Raw genomic sequence first — 25072 nt, forward strand, 5'->3', positions numbered from 1 at the left:
AGTCACCGAGTCGCTGTGACGTGTTTTGCGGTAGTAGCTGTCAAGCGCCGAATTGTTAACGTCTCAGCGATTGTCCGTGAGCGCACAACCTGTGGCTGGAGCATCGACAAGCTGTGGATGATCGAGGTTGCAACCACAACCCTTAGCGTTCGAGTCTATGAAAAACAGGCCTGCGGCCGCCTCACGCGATGTTGGTCTGGGGATAACTCAAGGGCCGGTTTCACGGTCTTTTTACAGAAAATCTATCCTTACTCGCCTCGCGGTTTAACAATCTTTAACCTTACCCGATCCTGAATCGCTGATAATCTGCTGTCACTGGAATTGGGGGACACAGGGATCAGGGATGTCTATGAAAAATAACGATTTGTTAGCGCAGATTTGGGAGGGTTCGGTGACGCAAGCGTCATCATCCGCGGGCTCCCAAGGGAGCTTGGTGGCGGCTGCGCTTCTGCCTGCGCACAGTGTTTTGCTGCGCTCGATTCGCAAGGATGCAAGCTTGCTCGTGCTGCCCGAAGCCGAAGAGCTTTTGCCGGGTATATCGCTTGGTGATATTCTTGCAGAAGAGCTTGGAATCGAGGTGCCTTATGGAAGCCTCGTGGTGATCGAACCGACGCATGTCGCAGGGGTGAAGCATGGTTTTGGGGACCGTGCGATCGACCTCCGGCTGCCAGCGATGGCGTCGCCCGCACGCCGTGGTTTTTCTGTTCACGAAGATGCGCGGGATCGCGGCGCGAGCGCGACGGGCAGTCGCCTTTGAGCGCGAAGGCCGTGGAAAACGGCCGATATGAGTTCTGCGCTCGGTTGGCGGACCGGGCCTTTCTGGCAAAGTCATGAGTATGCCGCGCCGTCCCGAAGGCGGCGCGGCCTCCCGCAGAATTAATCCGAGGTTAACCAGAAAAGCCTCCGATTAACTTGCCTTTAATCAAGTAAAGCTTTCTCCAAACATGCCCCCGTGGTCTTCTGTTCTTCAAGAATAGAGCGGATAGAGGCGGAGTAATGTTTGCATTGAGCTTCCGTGCTGCACTTGATGCGCCATTTCTGAATGTTGAAGAAGAACGGCAGGCCATCTCGCGCTGGCAGGAATATGGAGATCGGGACTCGCTCGAAATTCTCCTGCGCTCGCATGTCCGTCAGGCCTATGCGCAGGCGCGTCGCTGGGCGACCAATCCGGTCGAGCTCGAAGACCTCGTCGCGGAAGGGATCATCGGTCTGATGCGCGCCGCCGAACGCTTCGATCTGACGCAGGACGTGCGGTTCTCCACCTATTCACACTGGTGGGTGATGACCTGCGTCCTCAATGCGCTTGCCCGGATCAAGACGGTGATCGATGTGCCGGCGCGGGTCTATCTCGATGCGCGGATGGGGCGGCTGGACAATCCCGAGGCGAGCCAGCTTCTGACCGGTCTGGTGGCGCTCGATGCCAGGTCGTTCGATGACAGTGACGCCGAGATGATGGAGATGATGCGCAGCCCGGACCTCACGCCGGAAGAGCAGACTGTGGCAGCCTCTGCCGCACGCGCCGCGCATGAGGTTCTCGAAGATGCGCTGGACGATCTGGATGCGCCGGATCGCGAGATGGTCTTGCGGCGCAAATTGCAGACGCCGCCGGAATCGCTCGACGATCTGGCCCGCGATCTCGGGATGAGCCGGGAACGCGCGCGGCAGGTCGAAAAGCGCGCGCTCATCCGGTTGAAACGATGCCTTGAAAAGCGCGGGTTCAGCCCTGCGATGCTGAACTGAGAGGGCTGGGATGGCACGTCATCTGATGATCGCAGGACATGGGCGCGCGGGCACGACGCTGTTCTACAATATGCTGCGCGAGACCCTCAAAGGGTTCGAGATCCCTCCGCGCGAGACCAGCGCGCTGTCCACGATCGGGCAGCCGGGCGACTGGGTCAGCAAGCGGCCGCTGGATATCTTCCAGATCGCGAATATCGCGCGGGCCAATGTCCGCAACAAGCGGATCGATCTGATCGTGCCGCTGCGCGATCCGCGCGACATCCTCGTGAGCCGTCATTCGGCGGTGCCGGACGACTACTTTATCTCGGCAGATGCGATGTATTTCATTGGCGGCCCGGATGCGCCCGCGCCGGTCATGCCGGGGCTGCTGCAGATCCACGAGGCGATCGCGACCGTGCTGAACTCCGGCATTTTCCCGCAAGGCGTCTTCCTTCTGAAATACGAAGACCTTGCCGACGATCCCGACAGGATTCAGGAGAAGTTGCGCGATGCGCTCGATCTGAAATTCGAGGGGCACTTCTCCGATTTCGGCAGTGCCGAGATTCCGGAAGATTTGAAGGGGCCGCTCAACGGCATTCGTCCGGTCGAGAAGGCCCGCGCGAAGTGGCTCGACGAAGAACATCAGGCGCGCATCTTCGACCAGTTCTCGCGCTTCCCGGTGCTGTTCGATCTGCTCGAGCAGCTTCGCTACGAAAAGGACCGCGACTGGTTCGCGCCCTTCACGGAGTGGCAGGCGGCGTCGGGGTGCCGGAGCAAGCGCTTGGGTTTAGTGTGACGAGGACGATGAGATGGACGCGATAGCTGCGACATTGCTGAAGACGACGGCCTCTGGCGCAGGGGCCGGGCGGAAGTCGTCATCGGAGGCGACCGGCTTCGGATCGCTTTTGCAGGGCGCGAACCCGAATGGGGGAAGTGCCGCGAAGGCGGGGGTGTCGCCTGTGGCCACGTCGCCCAAGGGTGCGACAGCGGCGGTCCTTGCGGGGAATCCCGCGCTTAAGGCCGAGCTGGCCGGGAAGCTGCAGAAGGTTCGGGACGGTGCGCTGGCAGAATTGGCGCAGGGCGAGCCGATCGGGACGGTGCTGAAAGAGCTGGGCACGTCGCTCGCGACGGTGCTCGCCGAGTTCGACGCCGCGCATGGCACGAAATTGCAGGAAACTCTCGCCCAAGCGCTAAAAGGGGTGCAGCTACAAACTGGTGGCGCGGAGGCAAAGCCCGCCTCGGATCATGCGCACGACAAAAGCGACACGGTCGACGAGGTCTTCGCGAGCCTTCTGGTCTCGCTCGGTCTGCATGCGAAGCCGCCTGAGCCCGCATCGCCGCAAAAGGGCGGCGCGCAGACCCCATCGGTAATGGCGCTCATGCCCGCACATTCTGCGGGCGATCTACCCTCTCCGGCGGCGCAGCCGAAGCCTGAGGCGTCGCAGCCGCAGCCGCAGGTCATCACGTCCGTTCCGCAGGGGCTTGCCGGGGCGGTGCCCGCGCCATTGGCGCCGGAGGTCCCGCAGAACGACATGGACCCGCGTGTGCGCGCCGTTCTGGAAGCGGCCGCGAAAGGCGCGGCGAAGACCGGCAAGGCCGACGCGCAGGCAGCACTGTTGCCCGTCGCGCCGAGCAAAGCCGACCCCAAACCGGCGCAGCCATTCGCCGAGGCCGCCCGCGCCGGGGCTCTGCCCGATGCGGCCGTGGCACGGCTCACGCAGCATGACGCAAGTCACGCAGCCCGCAGCGAGGCGGCGGCGCAACCAGGGCAGGCGGACCAGCCCTCGCCGCGCTTTGCGGCCTTCGTCGCAACGCAGCTCCGCCGCGCCGATCTGCAGGAGGGACGCACCCGCGTGGCCCTGACCCCGCGCGGGCTGGGCGATATCGAGATCGACGTGGAGCGCGACAAGCGCGGTCAGGTCAACGTGGTCGTTCGGGCCGAAAGCCCGGCGGTGCTGAGCGCCTTGCGTGGGGATCGCGAGACGCTCGCGGCGATCCTGGCGGGGCAGGGCTTGCAGATGGATAGCGGCGCGCTCGATTTCGAGCAATTCGGCGGTCATGGCGAGGGCGGAGAAGAACGCTCCTCCGGCCAGAGCGCGAGCATTGACGAAGACGTCCCCGTGCTGGGCGCCGATTGGCAGCCCACCATCGACGACGGACAACTGGATATCAGGACCTGAGGAGCCACAGATGAGCATCTCCCCGACAAGCACCAATCCGGCCGCGACTGCGACCGACACGACCGCCAAGGCAAATCCGGCGCAGTCGAAGCTCTCGGCGGATTACAACAGCTTCCTGCAGCTGCTGACGGCGCAGATCAAAAATCAGGATCCGCTGAAGCCGATGGACTCGACGCAATTCGTCTCGCAGCTGGCGCAGCTCAGTCAGGTCGAGCAATCGGTGCAGACCAATACCAACCTCAAGACCATCGACGCGAAGTTGAGTGCGATGGGCGGGATGGCGGATGTGGCCCTGATGGGCAAGACGGTGTCGCTGGCCTCTGACCGGATCGAGCTGCGCGACGGTCAGGCCAGTACCAGCTACGAGCTTGCCGCACCCGCCGACAAGGTGACCGCGATCATCAAGACGGAGGACGGGACCGAACTGCGCCGGATCACAGGCCTGCCCGGACGTTCGGGCGAGAAGATCGCGCTGAACTGGGACGGGCGGGATTCCGCGGGGCTGCCGGTGCCCGATGACACGTTCCGGGTCGAGATCGACGCACAGGATACCGATGGCAATGCGGTCCCCTATGACACCTATCCCAGCACGCAGGTCGAGCAGGTGCGCTTCTCCTCGCAGGGGCAGTCGCTGGTTCTGCGCAATGGCGAGGAAGTGCCCAGCTCGCTCATCGTTGCGGTGTCGGGCTGACGCGAGTGTCCCCCGGCGCGGTGCGCGGCGGGGGCTTTCCTACCCTTGCTTGAATGGCGCCGCGCTGTTCACCTTCGCCGCTTGTAAGCCGGGCACACGGTCCTTGAGGCCGCGCTCGAGCAGCGGGACGAGGTCGTCGGGCGTGACAGTATCGGGGTCGAAGATGCGATTATCCGCGAGCTTCGTCAGCAGATCGATCGTCTCGTCGCGCAGTTTCGGCACGAGCGCCGGACCATCGGAAAGCTCTTTACCCTTCAGCACCAGCGTCACATCGACCGTCAGATAGCTGACCGCGCGCGCCCGGAAGATCGGGACAGTGATCGGCCCCAGCGCGACGTCGCGCGGGGCAGGCACGGGCGGCGCTTCGGGCGCTTTGGGCCCCGGCGCGATCTGGCTGCCGCCAAGATAGCCCAGGCCCGCCGCGACGATCGGCACCACCACGATGAGCAGCACAAGTGTTCTCCAGCGCGGCATCGTCGTGCTCAGTAGGGCAGGACGACGTCGAGCGCGTCTTCCCCGTAGCGGGGCTGTTGCACCTTGCTGATCTGGCCGCGCCCGCCATAGGAGATGCGCGCCTCGGCGATCTTCTCGTAGGGGATGGTGTTGTCCATCCGGATGTCCTCGGGACGGATGATACCGGCCACGCGCAATTCGCGCAGCTCGTGATTGACCTTCACCTCCTGGCGTCCGGCGATCACGAAATTCCCGTTCTGCAGTTTCCGGATCACGAGGGCTGCGACCTTGAGGCTGATCGTCTCGTTGCGCTTGATCGAGCCGGTGCCGCTGGCGCTCGATTGCGAGCTGAGATCGACGATATTGCTGCCCGTGGGCAGGTCTTTCTCGCTGACGCCGGGCAGGATCTTCGCGATCTTGCCGCCATAGCCGAGGAAGGTCGGGAAGCCGACGCTCTGGCTGCCGTCGCGGCTGCGCTGGGAGGCGTTCTGAAGCTGCGCCTCGTCGTTGATGTCGATATCGACGGTCAGCAGATCGCCCACCTTGTCGGCGCGCTGATCGCCGAAGAAACCGGTCGAGCCGGTCTGCCAGAGCGAGGCCGCCTCGGCGCGCTGCGGAACGCGCGCAGGCTCCAGCGGCGGCATCGGGACGCTGACGCGGTTCACCTCGGGGATCGTGTCGCCATCGACGACCATGTCGCTCACCTTCGGGTCGCGCTCGAAGGCCGAGCCGGGTCCGCAGGCGGCCAGCGCGAGCATCGGCAGGATGTAGAACGGATGTCTCACTTCTGAATCTCCACTTTGCCGTCGGGCTTGGCGATACCTTCGACAATCTTGTTGCTCACGAGATTGACCACGCGCACCGACTGATCCGCATGGGCGTCGGAGATCGCCTTGCCGGGCGCGGTCAGCGACATCGCGCCTTTCGAATATTCGATCGAGACCGGGTCGCCGCGCGAGATGATGACCGGCTCGATGATCGACTGGCTCATCACCGGACGCCCGCGCGCTAGAACCCGGCGCACCTGCATCCCGGCCAGATGGTCGAGCTGTGTCACGGCATAGGCGCCGACTTGGCCATAGGGCAGGTCGACCATCTGAAAATCATCGCCCGACAGGATGGCGCCGGGGAGGATCTGCTGCGTCGGCACCGGAACGGGCACGTTCAGCAGGGCAAGCCCCCCGAGGCGGCGCACATCGCCCGACGCCTCGACCGCATTCGCGAGAAACTGTCCCGTGGAGCGGTCCATCCAGAAATCGCTGATCATCTCCGCGTCGCCCGGATCGCTGTCTTGCAGCGTGATCTCGAAATGACCGCTCGGCGGCATCTCGAGGCCCCAGGACTGCTCCGCCTTCTCGGCAATCAGCACCCGCACGGATTCCGCGCTCGCGGGACCGGCGAGAAGCGCGGTGACGAGCGTGGCGAGAACGGCAGTCGCAGAGGCGAATTTCGGGATCATGGCATCACTTGATCTGGTTCGAGGTGGACATCATCTGGTCGGCTGTCTCGATCGCCTTGGAGTTCATCTCATAGGCGCGCTGCGCCGAGATCAGGTCGGTGATCTGCTGGATGATGTTGACGTTGGAGCTCTCAAGATAGCCCTGACGCAGGATGCCGACGCCCGGATCGCCCGGCAGCGCCTCGGTGGGCTCGCCCGAGGCGGTCGTCGCCTGCAGAAGGTTGTTGCCCAGCGGTTTCATCCCCGCCTCGTTGACGAAGGTCGACATCGTGATCTGGCCGATCTGAACCGGGGTCGGGTCCTTGCCGACATAGGCCATCACGAGGCCCTGCTGGTTGATCTCGACATTCGTGGTGTTGGCCGGGACGTTGATGCCGGGCGCGACCTCATAGCCGTCCATCGACACGATCTGGCCCTCGGGGCTCAGCTGGAAAGTGCCGGCCCGGGTATAGGCCTGGCTGCCATCGGGCATGTTGAGGGTGAAGTACCCGCCGCCGTCGATCGCGAGATCGAGCTGGTTTTCGGTCTGCACCAGACCGCCTTGCGTGTTGAGCCGCACAACGCCCGCGCTTTGCACGCCGAGGCCGATATCGACGCCTACAGGGCGCGCGGTCCCGTCGGCCGAGGTCAGCGAGCCTTCGCGTTGCAGCGACTGGTAGACCAGATCCTGAAAGGCGGCGCGGCTGCTTTTATAGCCGGTGGTGTTCGCGTTCGCGATGTTGTTCGAGATCACGTCCACATTGGTCTGCTGGGCCAGCATCCCCGTCGCGGCAATTCCAAGTGCTCTCATGGTTCAGCTCCTTTTCGCGCCGGTCAGACTTTGCCAAGCCTGCGCAGTGTTTCCTGACGAAGGGTGTTCTGTTCATCCATCAACTTCACCGCCCGCTCGTAGGAGCGCTGGATGTCCATCATCCGGGTCATCTCGACCACCGGCTGGACATTGCTCTCCTCGACGAAGCCCTGAGCGACCTGCGTCGTGTCAGACGGGGTGAAGGCGGGGGCGGCCCCTCCGGGCGCGGCAAATAGGCCGCCGCCCAGTCGGTTGAAGCTCTGGATGTCGGGCACGGTGAACATGCCCAGCGTGCCGATGGTGCCGCTATTGGGCCCCGAGATCGTGCCATCACGGGAGATCGTGATCTTCTCGCCCGGCGGGATCGCGATCGGCGCGCCGCCCCGGTCGAGAACCTTGTTGCCCGTCAGCGTCACGAGATTGCCCTGCGGGTCGACGGCCAGCCGCCCGTCGCGCCCGAAAGCCGTCTGCCCCTCGGGCGTCGTATAGGCGAGCCAGCCGTCCCCGTTCAGCGCGACATCGAGCGGATTGGACGTCTTGGTAAGCGAGCCCTGTCGGTCATCGAGATAGGAGCCCTTGTCGAGCACGTAGCTCACGTCATCCTCGGGGCCCGCATTGCCCTTCGAGTTGTAGCTCTCGGTCAGCGAGCGTTCGGCTTTGAAGCCAGCCGTGTTGGCGTTGGCCATGTTGTTGGCCGAAATGTCGAGGCAGCGCCACAGCGTCGAGACGAGGGATAGAGAGACGTAATTTGAGCTATCCATGAATTTCCGTCCGCGAGAATGTATCTTGTGGCTTTGTGCTTGGATCGCTGCCAATTTCTATTCAATAATGTTTGCTCTTCTTGGAATAATCAATACTATTCTTTATAGCGCGAAGGAATTCTGGTGCGTTTGGGCAAGAGGTGATGGAGTTGCGAGGCGGTTTCCCCTTCATGGGCGGCGTTTTGGCGCTCTGTCTTCTGTGCGGCGGCGCTGCGGCGGAGACGCTGCCCGCGCCTCCCCCTTTCGATTTCGCGCAATACACGCAGGCGGGGTTCCTCGCGGATCGCGATGCGCTGGCCGCTGGTTTCGCCGCAGCCGAGCCGGGGCCGTCGCGCGCCATTGCGCGGCTCGATCTCGCGGAATTCTATCTCGCCCATGTCATGCTGCCCGAGGGGCGCTCGGTGCTGGGCGACCAAATGCCCGACGGCTTGATCCCCGCAGAGCAGGCTCGCTGGCGTGCGATTGCGGCCGGGTTCAGCATCATGGAAGGGGCGGGGGTGCCGACTGGCACGCTCCTGCCGAATGCCGACTGGGCGAACTGGCAGGACTATCACCTCTGGGCGGCGCTGAACGCGATCACGCAGGGCGACGCGGTGGAGCTTGACGGCAATCTCGCGGGTGCGGCTGACCGGCTTCCGGCCTATCCGCCCGTTTTCGTGGAGGCCTGTCTGCCCGCGCTTCTGGAAGGCGCGATCGCAGTCAGGAAATGGTCGCTGGCCCAGCGGCTGAGCCGGGATTTCGACGACTATCCCGAGCTTAAATCGCAGCCGGTCTATAGCTTCCTTCTCGGCCGTGTGGCGGAGCAATCGCATCATCCCGACAAGGCCTATGCCGCCTATCGCGAAGCGGCGAAGGGGCAGGATCGGTACGCGCAGCGGGCGCGGCTTGCATTGGTCAGTTTGGGGCTCGAGCATGGAGCGCTGACGCCCGACCAAGGTTTGTCGATGCTCGCCGAGGCTAATCTTGCGTGGCGCGGCGACAGGTTCGACCTTCAGGCGCTCGAACAGCGCGCGCATCTGGGCGAGACGTCCGGCCATGACGTGGATGCGCTGATCGCTTATGGCGAGATCCTCACCCGGTTCCCCGAGCGTCCTCAGGCGCGCGCGGCGGCGCAGGCTGCCGACAAGCTGCTCAAGGCGTTTTATGCGAAGGGCGCGGCGGGGAAGATTTCGCTCACGGATTTCGCCGAGGGGCATCAGCGGTTGGAGGCCTATTACCAGGTCCGTCCCGATTTTCAGACCTATGCCGAGCAATTCGCGGATCGCCTGCTGGAGTTGGGGGCTACGACCCAGGCCGCCACGGAATATCGCAAAATCCGGGAAGCTCTGAGCGCACAGCGCAAGGACAACCCCGAGGCGGTGTCGCAAGATCGGATGGCCTATCTGGCGCTGCGCGAGGCGGAAGCGCTTGCGCGCGGGGGGCAATTTTCCCGTGCCACCAAGGTGTTGGAGGCTTCCGAGCGTCCCGCCGATGCGCAGGAGCTGAACCAGTTCAACGCGCTGCAGGCCCGTGTTCTGGCGGAGGCCGGGAAGACCGATGCGGCTTTGCAGGCCAAGGTGACCTCGCACTCGGTCGATCATCTGCGGCTTCAGGCGCGGCTCCATTGGAAGAAGGGCGATTGGAAGGCGGCGACCCGGTCCTATCGCGAGCTGTGGAAGAAGGCCCCGGACGATTTCTCCGAGACCGACGCGGTCGAATTGCTGCTGGCCGCCTACCGGTCGGGCGATCTGACCACCGCCCGCAGCGTCGCCGAGGTCTTCCCGCGTCTGGCGGGGCGCGAAGATCTGAACAAGCTCGTCGCAAGCCTTCTGGCGGAGCCCGCCAAGCTCAGCCCGCTGATGGACGCGGCCGCGCGGGATCGGCTGCGCAAGGCGGATGACGCGCTTGAGATGGTTGGGTCGGAGGCGAAGCAGGCTGGCGGGTAGATATCTTTGCTATGCATTGCCCCTCGCCAGCATCGGCAAAGACAAAACGCAGATATTTTTAACTCCAGTTAAACATCAGTCGCATATCTCCTAGATAGGAACCCCTTCTCTTCGGACATGAGAGGATAAAACCATGAGTATTTCGAGCGCGATGCAGACCGGCGTGAGCGGCCTGAACGCAAACTCCGTCGCCGTTGGCGAAATTTCCGAGAATATCGCGAATGCGAATACCACGGGCTACAAGCGCAGCTTCGCCCAGATGGTGACCATGACGCCGAGCGGCGGGCTCGATGCACCCTCGGGCGTCAATGCTGTCGTTTCCTCCGACGTGACGAACGGGGGCGCGGTGATCCCCACCAGTTCCGCAACCGATTTCGCGGTGAACGGGAACGGGTTCTTCGTTGTGTCTGGCAGAGCCAATACGAGCGTCGAGTCCGATTACGTCCTGACGCGCGCCGGGTCGTTCAAGCCCGACGAGAACGGCGATCTTGTCAATTCGGCGGGCTATTTCCTCTCGGGCTACCCCTATACCGACGGCAAGCTCGGCTCGATCGACGGTAACAGCTTCAATGGGCTGAAGACGGTGAACGTGACCGATGCGACGCTGAGCGCGAAGGCGACGACCACGGTCAGTGTGCAAGGCAATCTGCCCTCGCAGGAAACCGGAAACGCGACGCCGGGCGCGCCCTTCACCTCGTCCTCGCAATATTTCACGCCGCTCGGTGCGGCGAAGCGGCTCGAATATTCCTGGCAGCCGACCTCGACCCAGAACCAGTGGGACGTCACCGTGTCCGATGGCGACGGCGTTCCCTACGGTCAGGTCACGGTCGATTTCGCCGCCAGCGGGCCCAATGCGGGCGCCCCGGTCAGCTATTCCGGCGTGACCAATCTCGCCACGGCGCCCGGCGCCTTCTCGATGGACACGACCACGGGCGTGATGAGCCTGACGATGAATGACGGTGGCACGACCCAGCCGATCGACGTCGGTCTCGGCGCGCTGAACAGCTTCGACGGGATGACCCAGTTCGCCGGCGATTTCACCCCGCAGAAATTCGACACCGACGGCTCGTCCGCCGGCGCGCTGACCCGGATGGAGATCGATGATACCGGCACGATGTACGGGATCTTCGACAACGGCCAGCGGCAGGCGCTCTACAAGATTCCGCTCGCCCATGTGGCGAACCCGAACGGGATGCAGGAGGTCGATGGCGACGCCTATCGGCTGACCCGCAACAGTGGCGACTTCACGATCCACAAGGCGAACGAGGGCCCGGTGGGCACGATTTCCTCGGGGACGCTTGAAGGGTCGAATGTCGATATCGCGCAGGAATTGAGCGATCTGATCCGCACCCAGCGGGCCTATTCCACCAACGCGAAGATCGTCACCACGATGGACGAGATGCTCGACGAGACCACCCGCCTCAAACGCTGATCGTCACGCTGAGAACGGAGTAAGCCGATGAGCCTGACGGGCGCCCTCCAGGCGAGCACGAGCGGTCTGCGCACGGCGCAGATGCAATCGGAAGCGACCTCGCGCAACATCGCGAATGCGAGCACCGAGGGCTATGTGCGCAAGGAGTTGCCGCAGGTCACGACCGCGGGCGGCCTCGTGCAAACCGGCGAGGCGCGGCGCGAAGTCGACGCCTCGCTCAACCGCATGTATCGGCAGCATTCCTCGGCGATGGCGCGCGAGCAGGCGATCTACGAGGCGGTGGGCGAATATACCGCGACACTCGGTCAGCCGGGCGACGGTCTGTCGCCCGCGGATCGGCTGACGGACCTGCGCAGTTCGATGATCGCGCTTGTGAACAATCCCGGCAGTAACGCTGCGCAGAACGGCGTGGCGTCCTCCGCGCAGGAGATGGTGACCTCGCTCAACCAAAGCAGCGACATGCTCGCGCGGGTCGGTGGCGAGGTCGATATGGAGATCAAATACGACGTCTCCGATTTCAACGAGACGCTGCACAAGATCACCTCGCTCAACAAGCAAATCTCGGACGCGCCGCCCGGCTCGCTCGGTGCAGCCGATCTGGGGGACCGGATGGATGTGCTGGTGGAAAAGGCGTCGAAGCTGATCGACATGCAGGTGCGCCGCTCCACAGATGGGCGGGCCACGCTCTACACCGCCGGGGGCACGCCGCTCGTCGACGGAGATCAGGCCAGCTACATCACCTACGACCAGACGGCCGGAACGCTGTTTGCGGGCAAAACGAATATCACCCCGGACTCCACCGATGCGCGCGGCTTCCAGAATGGCAGCCTCGCCGGTCTGTTCGCGGTGAAGAAAGACGTTCTGCCGCGCTTCCAGCTTCAGCTCGATGAGATGGCGCGGGGGCTCGTGCAGGGGTTCGAGGGGGCCGATGCCTCGCTTGCGCCGGGGCAGGCGGGGCTCTTCACCGATGCGGGCGCGGCTTTCGACCCGGCCAAGCTCGAAGGGTTGGCAGGCCGGATCTCGGTCAATGCGGCGGTGGACCCGGCACAGGGCGGCCAGCTCTCGCGTCTGCGCGACGGGATCGGCGCCACTACGCCGGGTGCCGCAGGCGACTCGACCCAGATCGAAGCCTTCGTGTCGATGTTCGACGATCCGCTTTCGGCGGACCCGGGCACGGGATTGGAGGCGTCGCAGTCGCTGCGCGATTACGGCAGCAACATGATCTCGGCGCAGGAATTCGAGGGCACCCGCGCGCAGGAGCGGTTCGCCGCCGCGCGCACCGCCGCCGAGACGGTGAACGGCACGCGCCAGGGCATCCAGGGCGTGAATGTCGATGACGAGATGCAGAAGCTGATAACGATCCAGCAAAGCTATGCCGCGAATTCGAAAATGATGTCCGCCGTCATGAAGATGATGGACACGCTGCTTGCCGCCGTCTGAGGAGACTGAACGATGATCCCCCTAATCCGGAATTCGCTGTCGACCTTGCAGATGAGCGTGATCTCGCGGCGGTCGGTCAGCCGCACCACGGCAGAGTTGCAACGGACGAGCGACGAGGTCGCGACCGGACGCAAATCCGATGTCTACGCGGATATGGGGGCGAAATCGGCCTTCGTGCTCGCACTGGAAGATCGCGCGACGACCAATTCGCATTTCATTACCTCGAACAAGCTCCTCGGGAGCAAGCTGGATATGATCGCCTCCAGCGCGTCGACGGCGCGCGGGGCCGCGCAGGATGTGCTCGGGCTCGCCGTCGGGAACCTCGAGCAACCCGGTGCCGCGGCGGCGACCCTGCAGCAAAGCGCACGCGCCGCCCTCGACACCATCATGACGAGCCTGAATGTCTCGCTCGACGGGGAGCATCTGTTCTCCGGCGTGGCTTCGGACAAGGCCGCGCTGCGGGGCTATGACGTAACGAACGGCGCGACGGGGCTGTCGCCGAAGGATGTTCTGTCGGGGATCGTGGGCAGCGGTCCCGCCGATGCCACTCAGGCGACGGCAATGCTGTCGCAGATCGACAGCGTGTTCGACGATACCAATGCCGATCCGACGAAACGCTACAGCTCGACCTTCTTCCAGGGCGATACGACAGCCGGGACGCCGCGCAAAACGGCGCTGATCGGGGATGGCGAGACGCTCGATTACGGGATGCAGGCCGACGATCCCGAATTCCGCAGCCTGATCAAGGGACTCGCGCTCTTCGCCTCGACCGACGTGTCGAAGATCAAGGACCCGGACGCGTATAAAAGCTGGATGGCCGCCGGGGTCAAAGCGCTGAGCGATGGCGTTGAGGGGCTGCGCAATTCCGAGACTGCGCTGGGTGCGAAGCAGAAGCGGCTCGACGTGAAGCTGACACAGCAGCAATCGATGGATTCGGTGCTCAACAGTCGTCTGTCGGATTACGTCTCGGTCGACCCCTATGAGGCCGCGACCCGGATGACCGCGCTCCAGACACAGCTCAACGCGAGCTACAGCGTAGCCGCGCAGATGTCGAAGCTGTCGATCCTGAATTATCTCTGAGCCGCGCGTTTATCGCGCGGCTACCGTGCCCCGCGCGTCGGTTTTCTCATAAGCTGCGAGCTTCACGTCGCTCGTGCTGTCCAGTTCGCTGAACTTGTAGCCCCGACCGTAGACCGTCTCGATATATTGGTGGCCGCTATCGGCCGCATCGGCGATCTTCTTGCGCAGCTTGCAGATATAGACGTCGATGACCTTGTCGAAAGGCTGGTCGTCGCTCATCCCGTAGACCGCGTCGTAGATCGCACCTTTCGCAATCACCTTGTTCGCATTCAGCGCCAGGTGCTGGAAGATCGCGTGCTCGCGGTTCGACAGCTTCAGCCGTGCGCCGGAGACCAGCGGGTCGCGACCGTCGAAGAAGGCGGTGATCTCGCCGACGCTGATGCTCTCGGCGGCGTGGCCATAGGAGCGCCGGATGATCGAATTGATCCGCGACAGCGCCTCGATCCCCTTGATCGGGCTGACCATGACATCGTCAGCCCCGGCATCGAGCGCTTCCGAGGCATCGCGCGAGTTCTTGAAGTCGCGCATCACCAGAACCGGGTTGCGGCAGCCGCAGCTACGGATAGCCCGGATATAGTCGGTCACTTCCGGGCAGTCGCCGATCAGGATCGCCCGCGTGTCGACGCCCTTCTGGTTCAGCGTGCTGAGATCGGACGCGAAGAAGGATGCGGGGACGAGGACGGGTTGCAGCCCAACGCTCTCCAGCTCGCTGAGCAGGCCGCGAACGCGGCCATCGCGAGGCTCAAAGACGTAAATATTCATGCAGGCCTCCATCCCGGGCAAGTTTCTCGCACAAGCGGCAAGGTCACGCTAGGTTGCCACAAAGGATTAGTCAAGAATAGTGCTGATTTATATTGGACACTATTTATGTTTTGCTTTAATTTGGCGGAACGTGCTGGTGATGTGAGGAAACTATGCTTGCTTCTTTGCGCCGAAAAGGTAATTGGGCGTCGTTTTCTTACGCCGGGGTTCGTGGGGCGCTCGTCGCGCTCTCCGTCATTGCGGGGGCGCTCCTGGCAATCCCGGCCGCCGCACAGGTCCGCATCAAGGATATCGCCAGTTTTGAAGGCGTGCGCGAGAACCAGCTCGTGGGCTACGGCCTCGTGGTCGGCCTGAACGGGACCGGTGACACCCTCAACGGCAGCCCCTTCACCAAGAAGTCGATCGAGGGGATGCTCGAGCGGCTCGGCGTCGGCAATCTCTCCGGCGATGCGATCAAGACGAAGAATACCGCTGCGGTGATGGTGACGGCAAAACTGCCGCCCTTCGCCCGCCGCGGCTCGACGATCGACGTGACGATCTCCTCGCTCGGCAATGCGGACAGTCTGCGCGGCGGTACGCTGATCGTGACGCCGCTCGTCGGGGCCGATGGCGAGATCTACGCCGTAGGGCAGGGGCCGATCTCGGTTGCGGGCTATAGCGCGAAAGGCAACGCGGCGAGCATCGTGGACGGCGTGCCGACCGTCGCGCGGATGGAGAATGGCGCGATCGTCGAGAAAGAGATCGATTTCGAATTGAACTCGATGAAATCCGTGCGCCTGTCCTTGCGCGAGCCCGATTTCACGACCGCCTCGCGGGTGGCGGGCGTGATCAATGACAAGCTCGGCCACAACACCGCGCAGATGCTCGACCCCTCCACCATCGAGGTGCAGGCGAAGGGCAAATATGGTGTGCCGGAGCTGCTGGCGATGATCGAAAACCTGCCCGTCACGCCCGACTCCGTCGCCAAGGTGGTGGTCGACGAGAAATCCGGGACCATCGTGATCGGCTCGAATGTGCGGATCGATCAGGTCGCGATCAGTCAGGGCGGTCTGACCGTGAAGGTCAAGGAAAGCTACGCGGTCAGCCAGCCGAAGCCGATCTCCATCGGGCAGACGGTCGTGGTGCCCGAAACGGATGTGCAGGTCGAAGAGCGAAACACCCAGTTCAGCGTGCTTCAGGGGGGCGATGTCAGCCTTCAGGACCTCGTGGACGGTCTGAACGCAATCGGTGTGGGCGCGCGGCAGACGATCTCGATCCTGCAGGCGATCAAGGCCGCCGGCGCGCTTCATGCCGATCTGGAGATCATCTGATGAACCCGCTCGATCCGTCGAAGCCGTCGCTCTCGGCCGCATCACTCAAGGCACCTGCCGCTTCCGGTGCGAAGACGCAGGACGCGAAGGAGATCGCCAAGAATTTCGAGGCGACCTTTCTGCAGCAGGCCGTGGGCGAGATGATGAAGACCGTGAAGATGGGTGGGCTGGATGGTGGCCACGCCGAGGAGATGTGGAAATCCTTCCTCGCACGCGGCATCGCCGACGAGATCGCCGCCTCCGGCCGGACCGGGATCGCGCAAAGCGTCGAGCGGATGATCGGCGCCTATAACTCGAACGGAGAAGACCATGGCTGATGAGACCCCGTCGCGTTTTCGCAAGCGGATGCAGGCCCGGCGCGATATCGCCGCCGAAGGCCCCGTTCTGACCGACGAGGACGACGCCAACCTCGCCGCTTTCGAGGCGAATATCGATGCGACGCTCGATCTGCTGCATGAGGAAATCGCGGCGGTCGAAGCGGGGCATCTCGACCGCGTCACCGAGCTTTATGATCGCAAGGCGGACCTGCTGAAGCGCATCGAGTTGAAGATCCCCGTGATCGAGCCGTTTCTGGAGGCGTCTGAGGATGCCGCGCCCGCACTGCGCGAAAAGCTCCGCCAGTTGAAGACCGCCGTGCAGGATAACAGCGTTCTGCTGTCGCGGATGTCCGAGGCGACCCGGGACATCGTGCGCGAGATCGAGAAGATCCGGAACCGCCACAGTCTCGATGGGCTCTATGGAAAGAGTGGCAAACCGGTCACAGGACAGGACGGCCCGCAGATGCATATCGATAGGGAATTCTAGATTTCGCCCAAACGTTAACCCGCGCTTAATCTTCGGCCCAAAATTCCTCTCCACGGCTCGCGCCGTTTTTCTGTCAGAAGACGAAAACAAATATCTTTCAGAATGAGGAGTGACCAGAAATGTCGTCCATTCTTACCAATACCTCCGCGATGAATGCTCTTTCGACCCTGCGTTCGGTGAACAAGGGTCTCGAGGACACGCAGAACCGCATTTCGACCGGCAAGAAAATCAACTCGGCGAAAGACAATGCCGCCTATTTCTCGATTTCGGAATCGATGAACAGCGACAGCGGCATGTACAAGTCGATCAACGAAGGTATGACCCTGACCAAGAACTCGGTTTCGACCGCGCGTCTTGGTGCAGAGTCCGTGAAAGACCTCGCCCAGCAGTTCGTCGAGCGTGTTTCGTTCGCCCAGGGCGCGGCGGTTGACCACGACGCGGTCCAGAAGGAACTCGACAACATCGTGACCCAGATCGGGACCACGATCCAGCAGTCCACCTTCAACGGCGACAACATGGTGAACACGACCGGCGCCGTCTCGGTTGTGACGGGTATCAGCCGCGCGAGCGGGTCGTTCCAGACCACCGCGATCACCTTCAACGCTGTCGACCTCACCGCGATCCAGTCGACGCTCGGTGCGATCGACATCTCGGACGCCACGGGGTCCGCGAACGCGCTGGCGAACGCGATGACGACCGCCGAAGATCAGCTCTCGACGGCGATCGACAACGCGACCTCGCTCGGTGTTGCGGAGAAGTCGCTGGAATCCCAGCAGAACTTCCTCAACAAACTGACCGACAAGCTGGACACCGGCACCGGCAACATGGTCGATGCGGACATGGAGAAGGAGGCTGCGCGCCTTCAGTCCTACCAGGTCCAACAGCAGCTCGCGACGCAGTCGCTCTCGATCGCGAACCAGGGTCCTCAGAACCTTCTGAGCCTGTTCCGCTAATCGGTGGTGATGAAATGAATGGAAAGGCCCCGTGTATTGCGGGGCCTTTTCTTTTACCGCGCTCGGATTGTCTTTTGCGCCAAAGTTTAAAAACGCCTTTAACCGCGCCGTGCTAAGCTCGGCGAAAGAGAAGAAAAGAATATCGAGAGGAGAGCTTGCATGAGTGTCGCCGCTTATAAGCGAACCATTTCAGAAACCGAGTCTCCGAGGCAGATCGAGCGCCGCATCCTGTCGCGCGTCACCGGAGAGCTGGAGGCCCATATGGCCGCGTTCGACAGCGCCACCGGTTACGAGCGGCTGGGGCTTCTGGCGCAGGGCTTGCGCACCGCGCTTTGGGAAAACGAGCGCATCTGGATGGCGCTGCGCGACGATCTTGCCGAGCCCGGGAACACGTTCCCCGCCGATCTGAAAGCGGCGCTGATCTCGCTCGCGCTCTGGGTCGAGCGGGAGACGCAGACCGTGATGGGCGGTGGCGGCACGGTCGCACCCCTCGTCGAGGTGAATCGCAACATCATCCGCGGGCTCAGTGGCGACGCTGGTGAGCCGGTGGCTGCGGAATAAGAAGGGGCGCGGGCTGTGGCATTACGACTGACGTTGAAACCGAACGAGCGGATCGTGGTCAATGGATGCGTGATCCGGAATGCCAACCGTCGCCAGACGCTTCAGATCGAGAACACCGCCGACGTGATCCGGGCGGAGGATCTGCTGGATGAAAACTGCGAGCCGACCCCGGTGAAGCAGGCCTATTTCCTGATCCAGACCGCGCTGATCCGCGCCGACACGCGCGAAACACTGGTGCCGGTCATTCAGGAGCAGCTCGCCGATCTTGTCACGATCTTCAGCTCTCCCGTTGTCGGCGGCGTCTTCGAGGCCGCGAACTGGGTGTCTCAGGGCGATTACTACAAGGCATTGAGCGCGCTGCGCCCGGTCATGCGCCGCGAAGAGGAACTGTTCGCCCGCCTGTCCGAAACTGCGAGCCCGGCTGCGGCGCTCGAGGGGGAAGAATGCTGACGATTTCGGGCATGAGCAGCCGCCTCGCGCTGAAACTGATCGACCGGACGCAGGCCAAGCAGCTGGACCAACTGGCGCAAGAGCCGCAGCACGCCCGCGCGATCAGCCGCTTCCGCGAAAAGATCGCCAATATCCACACTGCGGCCGACCTGGTCGGCGATTACGACACCTATAGTTTCGTGATGAAAGCCTTCGATCTGAAAGACCAGATGTTCGGCAAGGCGATGATGCGCGAAATCCTGTCGAGCGATTCCGCCGACAAGACCTCTCTGGTGAACAGGCTCACCGATCCGCGGTTTCGCAAGCTCTACGATGCGCTCGGGTTCACCAATGGCGGAACGACGAATACGAACACCTCCTCGACCGCGTGGCAGGACAAGATCGTCGATCAATATATCAGCCAGCAGTTCATCAATGGCGAGAATGATCAAAATCCGACCGTCGGGTCCGTTCTTGAATTCCGCCAAAAGGTCGGTGGCCTCAAAACGTGGTATTCGGTCCTGAAAGACAAGGATACGGCGCAGTTCATGCGCACGGCTCTGGGCATCCCGAATGACGTGGTGAAGCTCGATGTCGAACGGCAGAAACAGATTTTCGAGGACAAGTTCGACATCACGAAGCTCAAGGACCCGAAGGAGGTCGACAATCTGGTCTCCCATTTCGTCGCCGTGTCCGATGCGAACAATTTCTCGACCGGTGGGGCTGCGGGGAATGCTGCGGTGACGCTGATGCAGGGCGCGGTTCAGGGCGGCTCGGGCCAGTTCGTGCCCGCGACCTTCGATCTGACCGCGATCGCGACCTTCTCGGCCTCGCGCTACCGGTAAACTGGCCCTCAGATCGCGGCCGGTCTCAGTCGATAATCACGTCGTCATCGTCGAGCGGGATGCGGATCTCGTCATCGCGCGACAGTTCGAGCGCATAGTCCACCAGCGCGGATTGCGCTTCTTGCACTTCGCGCCCGCGCACCGGGCCCATCGCGGTCATTTCCTCGTTCAGCATGTCGCGCGAGCGGGCGGGCAGGGCGCTCAGGAAGTAATCGCGCACGTCCTTTTTCGCCCCGCGCAGGGCGAGCGGAAGCGTTTGCCCTTCGACCCCGCGCATGACTTTGACGAGGCTCTGCTGGTCGAGCTTGCACAGATCGTCGAAGGTGAACATCTTCGCTTTGATCGCGCCGAACGCCTCGGGAATGCGCGTCTCCAGACGCTGGGTGATGTCGTCGAACAGCTTGCTGTCGAGCTTGTTGAAGAGATCGGCCATGCGCTGCTGCGGGTCCGGCCCGGTGTTGCGCGTCGCCGAGCTCATGAACTCTTTCTGCAGCGTCTCCTCGATATTCTGGAAGACGTAGCGCGGCACGGTGTCGATGCCGATCATCCGCTCCAGCACCTCCATCATGCGCTCTTCGCCCAGAAGCGGCAGCACTTTCGAGGCCACCTCGGGCTTCACCTTGCTCAGGATCGCCGCGACCGTCTGATCGTGCTCATCCTTGAGGTAATTGGCGATCACCTGTTCGTTGAGCGCAGAGAAGTTCTCCCAGATATTGCGCCCCACCAGCGGGCCCTGGATCTCGTGCATGATGTCGGTCACACGATCCTCGGGCAGGAACCCCTTGAGCATGCTTTGCGCCATTTCCATCGACCCGACGATACCGCCGCCATCGCCTGCGGTTTCCATGAACTCGCTCATCACCTCTTCCACGACATCGGCGGGGATCGTGCCGAGAGACGAGATCGCGTGGGTGATCGAGTGGATGTCGTAATCGTCGAGCCTCTGCATCAGCCCGGCGCCATGCTTCTCCCCAAGGCAGAGGAAAAGGATCGCCGCCTTCTCGGGGCCGCGGAGTTTCTTGTAATCCCGGGAGGTTTTCATCGTCGGCGCTCGATCTGTTCTGAAGTCTCGGCAAGAATAGCAGTCTATCTTTGTATTCTCAATCAGGATCGCGCGCTATTCTTTGGCTTGAGGCGTTTTCTAAGGATAGGGGCGGCGCCGAGGCTTAGCCGCCCCCGCCATAGGCAACATAGGATTGCATCATGCTCCCTGCGAGCATGTACCAGCCGTCGATCAGCACGAAGAAGATCACCTTGAAGGGCAGCGAGATCATCACCGGCGGCAACATCATCATGCCCGCGCTCATCAGCACCGAGGCGACGATGAGGTCGATCGCGATGAAGGGCAGGTAGATCAGGAAGCCGATCGTGAAGGCGCGCCGCAGTTCGGAGATCATGAAGGCGGGCACGAGGGTGCGCCAGCTCGCCTCCTCCGCCGTGGCAGGCGCGGGCGTCTCGGGCGCGGGTTCGGCGTTTTGCCCTGCTTCGTTGTTGCGGACGAGATCGGCGAACAGCTTCAGATCCTTCGGGCGCGTATTGGCGAACATAAAAGCCTTGAACGGCGCGCCGATCCGCACGATCGCCTGTTCCTCGGTCACCGTGTTGTTCAGAAGCGGCCGCAGCCCGCCGGTCCAGGCATCGTCGAAGACCGGCTGCATCACGAAGAAGGTCATGAACAGCGCCATCGCGCTCAGCACCATGTTCGGCGGCGTCTGGTTCAGCCCCAGAGCGGAGCGCAGCATCGAGAAGACGATCACGAAGCGGGTGAAGCTGGTCATCACGACGAGGACGCCCGGCGCGATGCTCAGCACGGTCATCAGCGCGATCAGCTGAATGATCCGCCCGCTCAGGCTGGCCGCGGCGTCGCTGCCCGGGGCGGCATTGTTGAGCCCCTGCGCCAGATCGCCAAGCAGGCCGCCCGCCTCCTGCGCCTCGGCGCTGCCGCTGAACGCGAGCGACGCGGCGAGGGTCAGGACGAAGAGCGGCAAGCCAGCCTTCGCCGTCAAGGAACGCTTCGCGAGGGTGGTCATCGTGTCGGGACGTAGTCTTTGACGATCTCGGTCAGGGTGACGCCGAGGCGGTTCTCGCCCACCTTCACCAGATCGCCGCGCGCGACGAGCCGGTCATTGATCACCACGTCCACCGGCTCGCCGATCTTCTTCTCCAGCTCGATGACCGAGCCGCGGCTCAGGTTGAGAAGCTGCGAGATCGGGATGCGGCTCTGGCCCAGCACGATCTGAACCGAGAGCCCGACATTGAGCATCGCGTTGACGTTCTGTCCGTCACCGTCGCTTGTGGCCTGCTTGCTGGCGAGGCTGTGCAGCAGGGTCTCCGCCGCAGCCGCGCGGGCTTCGTCCTGCGTCGGCTCCGCTTCGGTTTCCGGCGTCTCAGGCGGTTGCGTGGATTCGGGCGTATCGTTGTCGGACATTTACACGGCTTTCCTGATTGGTGTGGCTTGGGGCGAGACGGTCTGACGCAAAGCGATGAGGATGCTGCGGCAGACCGTCTCGAAGCTGTAATCCATCACGCCGTCATCCCAGTCGGCATGGATGTCGCCATCGGCAAGCGCCGGGTCCGCGACGATGTTCAGGGCGGGGCTGTTCGGCCCGGCGCTGGCCTCGATCACCGGCGTCAGTCCCGCGACATTGGCGGGGGAGAGGCGGATCGTGAGGCTCGGTTTGCGCAGCGCGATTTCCATCGCCCGCCGGATCTGCGTCTCGACCCGCGCGGTCGAGCAGCTCTCGATGAATTCGGGAAAGACCTTCTCGCAAACGCGCAGCGCGAAACCGCAAAGGTGCCGCTCCAGCGTGGCCTGATGGGCCAGCTGATTGCCCAGAAGCGTCGCGATCTCGGGGGAGAATTTCTCCAGCGCCTCGGTCTGGCGCGCCTCGAGCGATTCCGTGATCTCGGTGGTGGCCTCGTTGCGTCCCTGCGCACGGCCCGCTTCGAAGCCTTCGGCGCGCGCTGCCGCCGCTGCCGCATCGAGGTCGGCCTGGGTGAAGACCTTCAGCCGTTCGGCGGCGCGGCGGGCATCTTCCGCCTGCATCTCTTCATCGAAGTCTCGCTGGAAGACCGTCATCTCACGCCTCGTTCAACAGCCAGCCGCGCAGGACCTTGAGGGCCTCTTGCGGCTCGTCTTCGGCGATCTTCTGGATCGCGGAGACCTTGCGCTTCAGGATCGCACCGCTGATCGCGAAATTGGTGATCAGCTCATCATCCCCGGCGGGGTCGTAGCGCTCGGCACGTTGGACGGGGGCTTCGGGCTCGGCGGCCTCCTGCGTGCGGGGCGCGACGGCGTTGGCGGGCGCGGCGGGCAGGTTGTTGCCGGCAGGCGCCTCCGCCTCCGTCTCGCCTTCCGGGGCTGCGAGCGCCCCGGCGCCGGTTTTCTCGCTCAGCCGGGCGCGTTCGCGGTCGGCCCGGTTCAGCAGGGGGCGCAGACCGAAGACAAGCACCGCGACCACGATCAGAAGGGCGAAGACCCAGCGCAGAATCGAGACGATATTGTTCGATAGCCGCTGCATCAGCGTCGGGCCAACCGGGCCGCCGACCTCCATCGAATAATCGATGAAGCGCAGGCTATCGACGGAGACGGTGTCGCCGCGGTTCTGGTCATAGCCGATCGCCGATTTTACCAGCGCAGTGAGGCGTGCGATCTCTTCCGGCGAGCGCTGTTCGTATTTCAGCGACCCGTCGTCCTGCACGTTGTAGATGCCGTTCACCAGCACGGCGACCGAGACGCGCTTGACCGCACCGGCTTCGGTCGTGGTCTCGCGCCGGGTGTTGCCGATCTCGTATTGCACCGACTCGCCGTTCTTGCTGCGGCTGTCGGTCGTGTTGCCCGCGCCGGGACCGCCGAGCGCGCCGGGGATGTTGTTGCCGGTGTTCACGCCGGAATCGCCGTTCTTCACGCCCTTCTGCTGCTCGGCATTGTTCTGGGTGGAGCGGATAACCTGCTGATCGGGATCGAAGCTTTGCTGCACCACGACTTCGCGCTGGTTGGACAGATCGACATTGACCTGCACGCGGGCGTTGCCCGCACCGACACGCGCCGTCAGGATCTGCTCGATCGAGCGCGCCATCCGGTCCTCGGTCGCGGCCTTGTTCGACTGCAGCGTCGCTTGCCCGGCCGCGTCGGAATTCTCCGCGAGGATCGTCTCGCCGCTGGCCGAGAGCACCGTCACCCGGTTGCCGTCGAGATTGGGCACCGCCGCCGCGATCAGGTTGCGGATCGCCAGCGCCTCCTTGCGGCTGATGCCGCGGGTGGAGGCGGCGCGCACGATGACGCTGGCGCTCGGATCGGGGCTGGTGCGCGAGAAGGCTTCGCGTTCGGGCAGAACCAGATGGACGCGGGCGCTGCGCACCCCGTCGATGGTCTGGATCGAGCGCGCCAGCTCGCCCTCCATCGCGCGCAGCCGGTTCACATGCTGCATGAAGGTGTTCATGCCGAAGCCGCTCGCATTGTCGAACAGCTCCCAGCCGGGTTCGCCATCCACGGGCAGGTTCTTCTCGGCCAGCGCCATGCGGGCGCGGGCGATATCGCCCTCGGGAACCGATACCGCACTGCCATCTGCGGAAAGCTGCGTCTTGAACCCCGCCTGATCGAGCGCGTCGACGATTCCCGCGGCGCTGGAGGGCGAAAGCTGGCTGTAGAGCAGCTTGTAGCTCGGGGCCGTCACGACCGAGAGGCCGAAGACCAGCGCGAGAACGCTGATGACACCGACAGCCCCAAGCATCAGGAGCTTGCGCCGTCCCAAGGATTGAAGGTTCTGCAAGAATTGCTGCACGGCGAACACCAGTTATTCTTAATTGATCCTGTAGAGGCTATTCTATCTTTGTATTGCAAGTAAAGTGCGGATGTATATACTTCATGATATCCAGTTAAGATCGGATTTTATCTTTAAATTCGACGAAGAGAGGCGTGATAGCCGATGTTTGATGCGGCCGTTGATGAAGAAGAGGTTGCCGAGGCGCCCGAAACGCGCTGGCGGACCTTGCGCGACCATAAGCGTCTCGTCATGGCGGCGGGTGCGCTCGCGGTCGTGGCCATGTTCTGCGGTGGCTTCGTGGCTTTCGGCGGCGTCTCGGCGCTCACCGGGGGCGGCGCGGCGGATTCGGCCGGGCATGGCGCTTCGGGCGCAGCTGGCGCGGATGCGCTGCTGGATTTCGACGACATCGTGGTGAACATCACCGAGACCACCGCAGACGGCACGCCCGCCGCGCGCTACCTCAAGATTCACCTCGCGCTGGTCTATCCCGAATCGCCGGATGCCGAGGCCAAGATGACCGAGAAGAAGCCCTTCATCCGCGACACCTTCACCGGGTTCCTGCGTCAGATGACGGTCGAGGATCTGCGCGGCAGCATCGGTCTCATCAAGCTCAAGGCGGAACTGCTCAAGCGCGCCCGCGCGGTCGTGGGCGATGACACGCCGAGCGAAATTCTCATCAGCGACCTGGTGGTGCAGTGACGATGGCGGAACA

The 25072-nt window shown here is 63.2% G+C and carries 28 protein-coding genes; 17 read left to right on the plus strand and 11 right to left on the minus strand.

The window, feature by feature from the left end; genetic code table 11:
- Positions 1-349 precede the first annotated feature (349 nt).
- The 5 genes from AC2TZ7_RS05115 (at position 350) to AC2TZ7_RS05135 (ending at position 4590) form a co-directional block, all read left to right on the plus strand.
- Positions 350-757, plus strand: a complete 408-nt coding sequence (locus AC2TZ7_RS05115; protein ID WP_489866119.1) for a hypothetical protein — start codon at positions 350-352, stop codon at positions 755-757.
- 239 nt (positions 758-996) lie between these two features.
- The gene (locus AC2TZ7_RS05120; RefSeq protein ID WP_078540288.1) at positions 997-1740 is read left to right on the plus strand and encodes a sigma-70 family RNA polymerase sigma factor; all 744 of its coding nucleotides are present in this window, start codon (positions 997-999) and stop codon (positions 1738-1740) included.
- Between the two features lie 10 nt (positions 1741-1750).
- A complete protein-coding gene (locus AC2TZ7_RS05125) occupies positions 1751-2515 on the plus strand; it encodes a hypothetical protein (protein ID WP_489866120.1) in 765 nt (254 codons plus the stop codon).
- 13 nt (positions 2516-2528) lie between these two features.
- Positions 2529-3899, plus strand: a complete 1371-nt coding sequence (locus AC2TZ7_RS05130) for a flagellar hook-length control protein FliK (protein WP_489866121.1) — start codon at positions 2529-2531, stop codon at positions 3897-3899.
- A gap of 10 nt (positions 3900-3909) precedes the next feature.
- Positions 3910-4590 (plus strand): flagellar hook assembly protein FlgD, encoded by a 681-nt coding sequence (locus tag AC2TZ7_RS05135; protein WP_489866122.1) that lies wholly within the window; start codon positions 3910-3912, stop codon positions 4588-4590.
- A gap of 39 nt (positions 4591-4629) precedes the next feature.
- Here AC2TZ7_RS05135 and AC2TZ7_RS05140 read toward each other — a convergent pair whose 3' ends face one another.
- Genes AC2TZ7_RS05140 through flgF form a run of 5 tightly spaced genes read right to left on the minus strand, consistent with a single transcriptional unit; the run spans position 4630 to position 8053 of the window.
- Positions 4630-5043: a hypothetical protein gene (locus AC2TZ7_RS05140; RefSeq protein ID WP_489866123.1), complete on the minus strand. Its 414-nt coding sequence runs from the start codon at positions 5041-5043 to the stop codon at positions 4630-4632.
- Between the two features lie 29 nt (positions 5044-5072).
- Positions 5073-5828, minus strand: a complete 756-nt coding sequence (gene flgH, locus AC2TZ7_RS05145; RefSeq protein WP_369679765.1) for a flagellar basal body L-ring protein FlgH — start codon at positions 5826-5828, stop codon at positions 5073-5075.
- Positions 5825-6502 (minus strand): flagellar basal body P-ring formation chaperone FlgA, encoded by a 678-nt coding sequence (flgA, locus tag AC2TZ7_RS05150; protein WP_489866124.1) that lies wholly within the window; start codon positions 6500-6502, stop codon positions 5825-5827. Before flgA ends, flgH begins: the two co-directional genes overlap by 4 nt.
- Positions 6503-6506: 4 nt before the next feature.
- On the minus strand, positions 6507-7292 hold the full coding sequence (flgG, locus tag AC2TZ7_RS05155) for a flagellar basal-body rod protein FlgG (RefSeq protein WP_078522000.1): 786 nt from the start codon (positions 7290-7292) through the stop codon (positions 6507-6509).
- Positions 7293-7315: 23 nt separating this feature from the next.
- A complete protein-coding gene (flgF, locus tag AC2TZ7_RS05160; protein WP_489866125.1) occupies positions 7316-8053 on the minus strand; it encodes a flagellar basal-body rod protein FlgF in 738 nt (245 codons plus the stop codon).
- 143 nt (positions 8054-8196) lie between these two features.
- On the opposite strand from flgF, the gene AC2TZ7_RS05165 reads away from it, so the two are divergent.
- The 4 genes from AC2TZ7_RS05165 (at position 8197) to AC2TZ7_RS05180 (ending at position 13930) form a co-directional block, all read left to right on the plus strand.
- Complete coding sequence (locus tag AC2TZ7_RS05165; RefSeq protein ID WP_489866126.1) at positions 8197-9978, plus strand: tetratricopeptide repeat protein; 1782 nt, start codon at positions 8197-8199, stop codon at positions 9976-9978.
- Positions 9979-10111: 133 nt separating this feature from the next.
- Entirely contained in the window at positions 10112-11410 is a 1299-nt protein-coding gene (locus AC2TZ7_RS05170; protein WP_489866127.1) for a flagellar hook protein FlgE, read from the plus strand.
- Between the two features lie 27 nt (positions 11411-11437).
- Positions 11438-12850 (plus strand): flagellar hook-associated protein FlgK, encoded by a 1413-nt coding sequence (flgK, locus tag AC2TZ7_RS05175; protein WP_098409858.1) that lies wholly within the window; start codon positions 11438-11440, stop codon positions 12848-12850.
- A gap of 12 nt (positions 12851-12862) precedes the next feature.
- Positions 12863-13930: a flagellin gene (locus tag AC2TZ7_RS05180; protein WP_489866128.1), complete on the plus strand. Its 1068-nt coding sequence runs from the start codon at positions 12863-12865 to the stop codon at positions 13928-13930.
- A gap of 9 nt (positions 13931-13939) precedes the next feature.
- Here the strand turns inward: AC2TZ7_RS05180 and AC2TZ7_RS05185 are convergent, their stop codons facing one another.
- Positions 13940-14692 carry a response regulator transcription factor gene (locus AC2TZ7_RS05185; protein ID WP_134330258.1) on the minus strand — a complete coding sequence of 251 codons (753 nt, stop codon included), beginning with the start codon at positions 14690-14692 and terminating at the stop codon, positions 13940-13942.
- A 152-nt stretch (positions 14693-14844) separates the two neighbouring features.
- Between AC2TZ7_RS05185 and AC2TZ7_RS05190 the strand changes: the two genes are divergently transcribed.
- From AC2TZ7_RS05190 to AC2TZ7_RS05220, 7 genes are all read left to right on the plus strand, one after another.
- The gene (locus tag AC2TZ7_RS05190) at positions 14845-16002 is read left to right on the plus strand and encodes a flagellar basal body P-ring protein FlgI (protein WP_489866129.1); all 1158 of its coding nucleotides are present in this window, start codon (positions 14845-14847) and stop codon (positions 16000-16002) included.
- Positions 16002-16319 (plus strand): rod-binding protein, encoded by a 318-nt coding sequence (locus AC2TZ7_RS05195; RefSeq protein WP_489866130.1) that lies wholly within the window; start codon positions 16002-16004, stop codon positions 16317-16319. The genes AC2TZ7_RS05190 and AC2TZ7_RS05195 overlap by 1 nt, the downstream gene beginning before the upstream one ends.
- Positions 16312-16806 carry a flagellar biosynthesis protein FlgI gene (locus tag AC2TZ7_RS05200; RefSeq protein ID WP_098409862.1) on the plus strand — a complete coding sequence of 165 codons (495 nt, stop codon included), beginning with the start codon at positions 16312-16314 and terminating at the stop codon, positions 16804-16806. Before AC2TZ7_RS05195 ends, AC2TZ7_RS05200 begins: the two co-directional genes overlap by 8 nt.
- Positions 16807-16925: 119 nt before the next feature.
- Positions 16926-17759 carry a flagellin N-terminal helical domain-containing protein gene (locus AC2TZ7_RS05205; protein ID WP_489866131.1) on the plus strand — a complete coding sequence of 278 codons (834 nt, stop codon included), beginning with the start codon at positions 16926-16928 and terminating at the stop codon, positions 17757-17759.
- Between the two features lie 159 nt (positions 17760-17918).
- Positions 17919-18320 carry a flagellar biosynthesis regulator FlaF gene (locus tag AC2TZ7_RS05210; protein WP_489866132.1) on the plus strand — a complete coding sequence of 134 codons (402 nt, stop codon included), beginning with the start codon at positions 17919-17921 and terminating at the stop codon, positions 18318-18320.
- Positions 18321-18335: 15 nt separating this feature from the next.
- Positions 18336-18770: a flagellar biosynthesis repressor FlbT gene (locus tag AC2TZ7_RS05215; protein WP_489866133.1), complete on the plus strand. Its 435-nt coding sequence runs from the start codon at positions 18336-18338 to the stop codon at positions 18768-18770.
- Positions 18764-19594 carry a DUF1217 domain-containing protein gene (locus tag AC2TZ7_RS05220; protein ID WP_489866134.1) on the plus strand — a complete coding sequence of 277 codons (831 nt, stop codon included), beginning with the start codon at positions 18764-18766 and terminating at the stop codon, positions 19592-19594. Before AC2TZ7_RS05215 ends, AC2TZ7_RS05220 begins: the two co-directional genes overlap by 7 nt.
- A gap of 25 nt (positions 19595-19619) precedes the next feature.
- On the opposite strand, the gene AC2TZ7_RS05225 is transcribed toward AC2TZ7_RS05220, so the two are convergent.
- The 5 genes from AC2TZ7_RS05225 to fliF all read right to left on the minus strand — a co-directional run bounded on the left by AC2TZ7_RS05225 (position 19620) and on the right by fliF (position 24366).
- The gene (locus AC2TZ7_RS05225) at positions 19620-20636 is read right to left on the minus strand and encodes a flagellar motor switch protein FliG (protein ID WP_489866135.1); all 1017 of its coding nucleotides are present in this window, start codon (positions 20634-20636) and stop codon (positions 19620-19622) included.
- Positions 20637-20760: 124 nt separating this feature from the next.
- On the minus strand, positions 20761-21624 hold the full coding sequence (gene fliP / locus AC2TZ7_RS05230) for a flagellar type III secretion system pore protein FliP (RefSeq protein ID WP_489866136.1): 864 nt from the start codon (positions 21622-21624) through the stop codon (positions 20761-20763).
- Positions 21621-22022 (minus strand): FliM/FliN family flagellar motor switch protein, encoded by a 402-nt coding sequence (locus tag AC2TZ7_RS05235; RefSeq protein ID WP_489866137.1) that lies wholly within the window; start codon positions 22020-22022, stop codon positions 21621-21623. The genes fliP and AC2TZ7_RS05235 overlap by 4 nt, the downstream gene beginning before the upstream one ends.
- Entirely contained in the window at positions 22023-22673 is a 651-nt protein-coding gene (locus tag AC2TZ7_RS05240; RefSeq protein WP_489866138.1) for a FliH/SctL family protein, read from the minus strand. It lies immediately after the preceding gene.
- A 1-nt stretch (position 22674) separates the two neighbouring features.
- Positions 22675-24366: a flagellar basal-body MS-ring/collar protein FliF gene (fliF, locus tag AC2TZ7_RS05245; RefSeq protein WP_489866139.1), complete on the minus strand. Its 1692-nt coding sequence runs from the start codon at positions 24364-24366 to the stop codon at positions 22675-22677.
- 156 nt (positions 24367-24522) lie between these two features.
- On the opposite strand from fliF, the gene AC2TZ7_RS05250 reads away from it, so the two are divergent.
- Positions 24523-25059 (plus strand): flagellar basal body-associated FliL family protein, encoded by a 537-nt coding sequence (locus AC2TZ7_RS05250; protein WP_489866140.1) that lies wholly within the window; start codon positions 24523-24525, stop codon positions 25057-25059.
- Positions 25060-25072 lie beyond the last annotated feature (13 nt).

It is taken from the genome of Thioclava sp. ISO4, from assembly GCF_058105145.1.